Raw genomic sequence first — 7,590 nt, forward strand, 5'->3', positions numbered from 1 at the left:
GCTTTTGCGGCGAGACGGAAGGAGTGTTGCTCTGTATGGCGCGGTTCCCGCGCCATACAGAGCCCGCGGCAAAGGCCACGGGAGAACCTAAGGTCAACTCTCCCTCACCCCGCTTCACGGGGAGCTCCCTCAGAGAGGGCGCCAAAATCTTTGGTAAATCGCAATTTATCTCTTCCCCCACCCGAAGGAAATCAGCGTTTATAACATAGAATCAAAATGCAAAAACCTACGTTTTGTGTTAATCACTCTTTTTCATATCAGACGGCGGCCGGCTCTCCGCGCCGCTCGCGGTATATCGCCAGAGAATCAAGGTCTACGGCCATGCCGTCCTCCGCCGCGACAATGTGAGTCTCTTTCGTATCGAGCCCCGTCAAAAAGTGTTCCCCCTCGGGCGAGGTGAGCATCGCGCCCAGATGCGTCAGGACGGCGATCCGGGGATGCAGCTCCGTCAGCAGCTGCCGCGCCTCCTCGATCGACATGTGGTCCAGGCGGCTCTTGGCGTTGGGAAAGGTGGCGTTCAGCGAGAGGAAGCGGCAGCTTTGATACCTCTCTGCAAAATATGGCATCAGACGGCTGTCGCTGATGATCCCCCAATCATTCAGTCCCTCGCGGCGGAAGATATAGCCGAAACATTCAACGCCGTGGTGGACGTGCGCCACCGGCTCCGCGGTCACGCCGCGTCCAAGGCCGACCGGCTGCCCATCGGCGGGGCTCACTATCCGCGGCACACGCTTCTGCGAATATTTCAGGATCACAGGGTCGTCGCCCGCGAGCGCGTCCCGCGGCGCAACGAGCAACCCCCGCTCGTCAAAACCCCCGTGTGTCATGCACTCGATCAGCACGTTCGCGTCGGTGCTGTGGTCGAGGTGCTTGTGTGTGAGCAGTACAAAATCAGCCTCGTCGGCGGCCAGCTCCGGCCGCGCGGCGCAGATATGCGCGAGGCTTCCGGGGCCGGGATCTATGACCCCCTGAATCCCGCCGTAGCGGAACCAGAGGCCGCCCGTGCTGCGCACCTGACGTATCATCGAGAAACGTCCGCCGCTTGTGCCAAGGTACTTTATAAAGTTCTCAGGATAGGAAAAATTCTCGATTTTAGTCAATATATACGCCTCACCATCTATATTTGCCTCCGTCGCGTTTGAGCTCGGCCCGCCGCTGCTCGTAGCCGCCGCAAAAGCGTCCGACATGAGCCCAGAATTTCGCGGAATGGTTCATCTCCAGCAGGTGGCAGAGCTCGTGTATCATCACATATTCCATCAGGGGGGGCGGTACGAGCGCGAGGCGGATGCTGAAGGTGATGCTCTGCAACGAAGAGCAGCTGCCCCACAGCGTCCTGACGTTTTTCAGCTCCACCTTCTTCGGGCCGACGCCGATACGCTTACACCATGCGGGAAACTCCGCCTGTATCAATTCTCTGAGCCTGTGTGCGTACCAAGCTTCGAAATTATGGCGAACTATTTCACTGTCAGCGAATAAACCCGTTAAAAACTCCCCGCCATCAAACCGCAGGCCGCCGGCGATGCCGGACTTTACCCGCAAAGGATACTGTTCCCCGCGAAAATAGAAGAGCTCGCCGTCCTCGTATTTATGCTCCACGGCCAGCGAATGCGGCCTTTTTTTCGCGATCTTATCGACAAACGAGGCGGAATTTTCCCGCAGGATGCGCTCAAGCTCCCCGCGCGCCGTATAGACGGGCGCGGCGATAAAAAAGCGATTGTCGCCGTCCAGCCCGATGGCGACCCTCTTTCTTCTCGCGTTTCTCCTAACCTCGTATCTGATCCCCTCTACGGCAATATAATCGTTTATCATGACACCTATAATATATCAATGATGGTAAAATTATAAGGCGCTGCGCCGCTCTCTTTTTGTGCGCAAAAATGAAAAAAAATGGAGATAAAAGAGATGACCGCTGAAAAAAACGGCGCGATACGCCGTCTTGAAAATAAAAATAAATTCCGCGCGAAACAGCCGCCAAAGGCTCCGGCCTCCCCGCCGAGGAGCGCCTTCCTTCCCGTGAGCCGAGCCGACATGGAGGCGCGCGGCTGGGATGAACTCGACGTCCTAGTCATCACGGGAGACGCCTACGTCGACCATCCCAGCTTCGGCCACGCGATAATCGCGCGCTGGCTCGAGGCTCACGGCTTCCGCGTCGGCATCGTCTCCCAGCCGGACTGGCGCGGCACGGAGGATTTCGCCAAGCTCGGCCGTCCGCGCCTCTGCGTCATGCTCTCGGCGGGGAACCTCGACTCGATGCTGAACCACTACACGGCCTCCGGCAAAAAACGCCGCCGCGACGACTATACTCCGGGCGGCGCGGCGGGACGCAGGCCGGACCGGGCCACCGTCGTCTACGCCAACAGGGTGCGCGAGCTCTGGGGCGACATCCCCCTCGTGATCGGCGGCATCGAAGCCAGCCTGCGACGCTTCGCGCACTACGACTACTGGAGCGACGGCGTGCGCCGCTCAATCCTGACGGACAGCCGCGCAGACCTTCTCGTATATGGCATGGGCGAGAGCGCCTCGCTGGAGATCGCGCGCCGCCTCGCCGACGGCGAAGAGGCCGCGTCGCTCAGGGATATCGCGGGCACCTGCTGGAAGACGCACGATCCGGTGGCGGCCAACGACGCCGTGGCGCTCGGCTCCTTCGCGGAGGTCAGCGCCGACAAGGCAAAGTTCGCCGCCTCCTTCAAGCTCTTCTACGACGAGAACGACGGTATACGCGGCAGGCGGCTCATTCAGGACCAGGGGGCCTGGCACGTCGTGCAGAACCGCCCCGCGCGCCCGCTCTCGACGGCGGAGATGGACAGGATATACGCCCTGCCCTACGCGCGCGCCTGGCATCCCGACTACGACGCCGCGGGCGGCGTACCCGCCTTCGACGAGGTAAAGTTCAGCATCACAAGCCACCGGGGCTGCTTCGGGGAATGCGGCTTCTGCGCGGTATCCTCCCACCAGGGGCGCATCATCCAGAGAAGAAGCGACGAATCGATCATCAAGGAGGCCGAGCTTCTCACGAAGATGCCCGGCTTCAAGGGCTACATCCACGATATCGGCGGCCCGACGGCGAATTTTACCGTCCCCTCCTGTCAGGAATCGATCAAGCGCGGCTCCTGCAAGGGAAAGTCCTGCCTCTATCCGCAGCCCTGCAAAAAGCTGCGCGCGGACCACGACGATTACATCGCGCTGCTGCGCAAGGTACGCGCTCTGCCGCGCATCAAAAAGGTATTCATCCGCTCGGGGCTTCGCTACGACTACATCATCGCGGATAAAAAAGGCGAATTTCTCGAGGAACTCTGCCGCTGGCACATCAGCGGACAGCTGAAGGTGGCCCCCGAACATGTGAGCGCGGAGGTGCTGCAGTATATGCGCAAGCCGCCGCGCGCCGTGACCGAAGAATTTTTGAAAAGATATGCTGAGATGAACGCCAGGCTCGGCATGAAGCAGTTCCTCGTCCCCTATTTCATGTCGGCCCATCCCGGCTCGACGCTGAAAGAGGCGGTGGAGCTCGCGGAGTTTATCCGCGACAGCGGCCTGCGCCCCGAGCAGGTGCAGGACTTCACCCCGACGCCCGGTTCGCTCTCCACCTGTATCTATTATACCGGCATAGACCCGCTCACGATGCGGAAGGTCTATGTCCCGAAGGATCACGAGGAGCGAAAGATGCAGCGGGCGCTCCTGCAGTACTGGATGCCGGAAAACAGGGAATATGTACGCAAGGCACTGATAAAGGCGGGAAGAAAGGACCTCATCGGCCGCAGCCCGAAGGCGCTGGTTTACTGAGAGGAAATACCTCAGTCACTATAAATAAAGAAAACTATGAAAATGGCGGAGAGCTGACTTCTCCGCCATTTTTATCTTATGGCAAGGCCGCGCCAGTTCATACGGCGCAAAATCCGGCTTCGGCTTTACATCCATTAATATGGTCAATATAATGAAGCAGTTGATACAGTTTCCTGTTTTCTACATTACGTTTTCATATACAGGCATTATTGCCAGTTACGGCTGTCTCAACCGGCCGATTAGGGGGTGATTTATCTGTCGTTTTTGTCATCTTTATGGGAAATTATCAAGTTTATCTTTGATAATTCTCCTAATAGAATTGATAAATATTTGGTCTATCTTTACCTAAATGATAGGCCTAAATATTATTTAGCCCACTTTGGGATCTTTGTTTCTTGCTTTGTTGTAATACATTGTTACCGCCTTGCCCACAGAAAGAAACCGGACTATTAGACAAGCCCATTTTTTAATAAGCCGGCGATGTTTCTTATATCTTCCCTGCTATTGGCATTGGCGGCTTTTGGGATAATATTTATTTCAACGTATAACACTTTTTGTCTTTTTCTCCAGCTAAGTACCAAGAAATAGAGCAATATTTGCCTGACACTAAATTAACATGTATTTAAGAGTACAGTCTTTTTTATCTCGCAGTAATCTTATTATGATAAGGGATGTGGTTTGTTTGTCGTTTTTACTATCTTTATGGGAGACTATAAATTCATATTATTCACCTTCTGAACTTAAAATGGATAAATTATTCGTCTCTCTTTATCTCCATAACAGGCCACTATATTATCTAGCTCAATTTTGTACTTTTCTGATCTGTTTAATCTTAATACATGGATCGCGGCTTATGAATAAAAAGGAACCGGACTATTGGACAAGTCCGATTTTTAAAAAACCTCAAGCATTTTTTCTCACATCGGTTTTCCTTGCCGTGCTTGCCGCCTGCGCAATAGAATTCTTGACGCATAATACTTTTTTACGTCTTTTAAGGCAGGCCATGCAAGAAGAGGCGGCGCAAAAAAGCCTTCAAATTGGCATTCATTAAATAAAAAAAGAGTACCCGGCTGAATACTCTCAAAAGCTGCCGATTGAATAGGTTAGCGGCGGAGCTGCAGTCGGATTTTATATCACTCCGCCGCCGCTTTGTTGCCTATTTATCTGTTTTACCGCATATTTTCCATTTATCGGCGGTGGTGATTTCCGCGAAACTGCCGCTTAGAGAGGCCATAAAGGCGGCTTGGACTACGGGAGCGGGTACGACCGCGTTATTCCATTCCAGGTCTCTCGTCGCGCAGGCGTCCTCTATAAGCGTGATGTCATAGCCAAGGCTTCTGGCGGCCCTCACCGTTGTGTCGACACACATATGGGTCATCATGCCGCAGACCACTAGGTGACGGATATCTTTTTTATCAAGTTCCGACTTCAAATTTGTTTGATAGAAGCTGTCCGGCGTATGCTTTTCAATCACTGTCTCCGAATCTTGAGGGCAGACACTTTTATGGATTTGTACTCCCTCCGTGTCCCGCACAAAAAACGCGGCGGCCGGCGATTGGTTTATATGCCGGACATGGAAAACAGGCAGCCCATGTTCCCGGAACGACTGCAATATTTTTTTCGCCTGATTCGCCGCCTCTTCCGCGCGGTATAATTCAAATTTCCCGTTCGGAAAGTAATCGTTCTGTATGTCGATCAACAGCAGTCCTAAATTCATTCAAAAACACCTCCGTCAAATATATTAAAGAAAATACTTCCCTTGTGGGAACTTAACCGCTTAAACCGCCCTTATTTCAGCTCAAATACCAGCGAGACGGAGACGCTGACGTTTATCACTCCGGCGGCAAGCTGCGTGGCGGGCATCGCCGCGTCCGCCATCATTGAATAGCCTATCACGGTGTTTTTTCGCGCCAGCGGCGCGGCGCCAGCGGTGCCGATGTTCGCGTTGACCAGCCTGCCGAGGCTGCGGCCGCCCGTTGAGGCGACTAAAGAGGCGCGCGCTCTGGCGTCCTCGACCGCGGACTTCAGAAGGCCGCGCTCGATCTCCTCATGCTTTTGCAGTCCAAAGCTGACGTTATTCACGGAGGCGGAACATTTTTCCGCGCTGCCGTCGATGACGGCGCCAAGGTCGGCAAGGTTCCGCACCGTAACGGCAAACGATACGGTCGCCGCGTAGCCCTTCTGGACGCGCTTCTCGCGCTCCGTCACATAATTCGGCGCAAGCTCATAACCCGTCGTTTTGAAATCCTTTGAGTCCACGCGGATAGAGGCAATGTATTTACTCAGCCTCTCTATCCTCTCCGCGAGCGCGGCGCGGGTCGAGGCGGCGCTCTTTCCATATTCGGTCATAGAGAGCGTCACCGAGGCCATATCAGGTTCAGTCTCAACGGAGGCGGTTCCGGTCACGGCGATGGAGTCGCGCTCCTCCGCCGCCGACGCGCTCGCGGAGACGGCGAATACAGACAGCATAAGCAGCATTACCACAGCGATGTATTTCGTACGTTTCATAAAAATCTCCCTTTCAATTTTGTTAAGAGAGGCAGCTGCGGCCAGCGCCCCTCCGTCTATATATTTTATAGTGCTATATAATATCACGGCAAGCCGTTATGCGGCAAAGCGTAAAAAGCAGGAGTATGACAAAAGTTCCGCCTGAACGCGGCAGTCAATCGGAACTATAAATTAAATGACGATGAGCGTATCGGGCAAAAAGCATTTTTTATTTGAGCCGGACAGTTTGCGGCAGGCCCCGCAGCGGACGACAGAGAGATTAGAACTTTTCCAAGCAGACCGGCATAGGTAAAGCCGCCAGCCCAACGGAACCAGGCAAATACAAAGCCTTTGCCCTTATCCCCCGTTTTTCTCCGGCTCCGCCGCGCGTCGTTGCCGTTATGGCGCGGAAGCACAGAAAACACCGTCCTTTTGTCCCACGCCGCCGGCGGGGACAAAAGGACGGCATGCCGTTCACACCGGAACGACGGCGCCGCTAGCCTATCTTGATGATGTTACCTTCTAACTTAAGCACCCCATTGGTCGATAAATTGGATTTATTAAATAGTACGTCGCAGATTTTAACGCCCGAGCTATCGACATTTATCTTCACCGACGTATTATTTTCGGGGAGGATCACTCCGAATTCGACAGTTCTCGCCTTAAGGGTGCTTTTATCCTTCGTCATCTCCAGAGTGGAGCCGCCTTTTATGTTTATCTTGGCCGAATTATCCGCAATCTTAATGGAGCTTGTATCCTTAAATTGCAGTACGGCTTTATCTTTATCGGTAATCAGCCCCGAGAGTTCTTTGTCCGCGTTAGCCTCGTCCGCGTTAGCCCCGTTCGCGTTAGCCTCGTCCGCGTCATTCGTAACCGTATCGGCCTTCTTCGGGTAGACTCCCGTTACCGTCCCCAGTTTTACCTTTCCATCATTCGGCACATAGCCGAGCCAAAGCTGTTTATTCAGACTTATCGTCGCGCCCTTGTCACCGGCGCGTATAATATGGCGTACATCGGCATAATCAACGCTGTTGCCCGTAGAGATAGAGATCAGGTCCTTGCCCCGGACGTATACCAAATCCGCGATGGAGGCGATGCTTTGCTCAGGCCTGCCATCAGCCTTTATAATAGCCGCACCCAGTTGATTTTGAAGGAACGAATAGTCATTATCGATAACTGTCTTGGCAACGTCGTTTTCTGCATTATTAATTTTAACACCCCAGTGAGATGGCCCTTTGTCGTCGCTCTTTTTCAAAACCTCCCGAACGGCTTCCATATTAGTTAGCGCTTGACCGTTCTGCGCTTGGTCGTTCTGTGCTTGGT

The 7,590-nt window shown here is 54.0% G+C and carries 7 protein-coding genes; 2 read left to right on the forward strand and 5 right to left on the reverse strand.

Going from position 1 to position 7,590, the window contains the following annotated elements; genetic code table 11:
* Positions 1–257: 257 nt before the first annotated feature.
* Together LIO98_RS15000 and LIO98_RS15005 are read right to left on the reverse strand one after the other, a co-directional pair.
* Complete coding sequence (locus LIO98_RS15000; RefSeq protein WP_291958945.1) at positions 258–1,100, reverse strand: MBL fold metallo-hydrolase; 843 nt, start codon at positions 1,098–1,100, stop codon at positions 258–260.
* 10 nt (positions 1,101–1,110) lie between these two features.
* Positions 1,111–1,809: a SprT family zinc-dependent metalloprotease gene (locus tag LIO98_RS15005; protein WP_291958947.1), complete on the reverse strand. Its 699-nt coding sequence runs from the start codon at positions 1,807–1,809 to the stop codon at positions 1,111–1,113.
* A 93-nt stretch (positions 1,810–1,902) separates the two neighbouring features.
* On the opposite strand from LIO98_RS15005, the gene LIO98_RS15010 reads away from it, so the two are divergent.
* Together LIO98_RS15010 and LIO98_RS15015 are read left to right on the forward strand one after the other, a co-directional pair.
* A complete protein-coding gene (locus LIO98_RS15010) occupies positions 1,903–3,780 on the forward strand; it encodes a YgiQ family radical SAM protein (RefSeq protein WP_291958948.1) in 1,878 nt (625 codons plus the stop codon).
* An 853-nt stretch (positions 3,781–4,633) separates the two neighbouring features.
* Positions 4,634–4,831, forward strand: a complete 198-nt coding sequence (locus LIO98_RS15015) for a hypothetical protein (protein WP_291958949.1) — start codon at positions 4,634–4,636, stop codon at positions 4,829–4,831.
* 105 nt (positions 4,832–4,936) lie between these two features.
* Here LIO98_RS15015 and LIO98_RS15020 read toward each other — a convergent pair whose 3' ends face one another.
* The 3 genes from LIO98_RS15020 to LIO98_RS15030 form a co-directional block, all read right to left on the reverse strand.
* On the reverse strand, positions 4,937–5,497 hold the full coding sequence (locus LIO98_RS15020; RefSeq protein WP_291958950.1) for a cysteine hydrolase family protein: 561 nt from the start codon (positions 5,495–5,497) through the stop codon (positions 4,937–4,939).
* Between the two features lie 71 nt (positions 5,498–5,568).
* Positions 5,569–6,288: an SIMPL domain-containing protein gene (locus LIO98_RS15025; RefSeq protein ID WP_291958951.1), complete on the reverse strand. Its 720-nt coding sequence runs from the start codon at positions 6,286–6,288 to the stop codon at positions 5,569–5,571.
* 475 nt (positions 6,289–6,763) lie between these two features.
* On the reverse strand, positions 6,764–7,590 hold an 827-nt coding region (locus LIO98_RS15030; RefSeq protein ID WP_291958953.1), incomplete at its 5' end, for a hypothetical protein.

It is taken from the genome of Cloacibacillus sp. (genome assembly GCF_020860125.1).
Taxonomy (GTDB): domain Bacteria; phylum Synergistota; class Synergistia; order Synergistales; family Synergistaceae; genus Cloacibacillus.

What these genes read in the sequence shown, in the direction of transcription:
- LIO98_RS15005 (WP_291958947.1), bottom strand. Translation starts at nt 1,809, where the DNA reads ATGATAAACGATTATATTGCCGTAGAGGGGATCAGATACGAGGTTAGG.
- LIO98_RS15010 (WP_291958948.1), top strand. Translation starts at nt 1,903, where the DNA reads ATGACCGCTGAAAAAAACGGCGCGATACGCCGTCTTGAAAATAAAAAT.
- LIO98_RS15015 (WP_291958949.1), top strand. Translation starts at nt 4,634, where the DNA reads ATGAATAAAAAGGAACCGGACTATTGGACAAGTCCGATTTTTAAAAAA.
- LIO98_RS15020 (WP_291958950.1), bottom strand. Translation starts at nt 5,497, where the DNA reads ATGAATTTAGGACTGCTGTTGATCGACATACAGAACGATTACTTTCCG.
- LIO98_RS15025 (WP_291958951.1), bottom strand. Translation starts at nt 6,288, where the DNA reads ATGAAACGTACGAAATACATCGCTGTGGTAATGCTGCTTATGCTGTCT.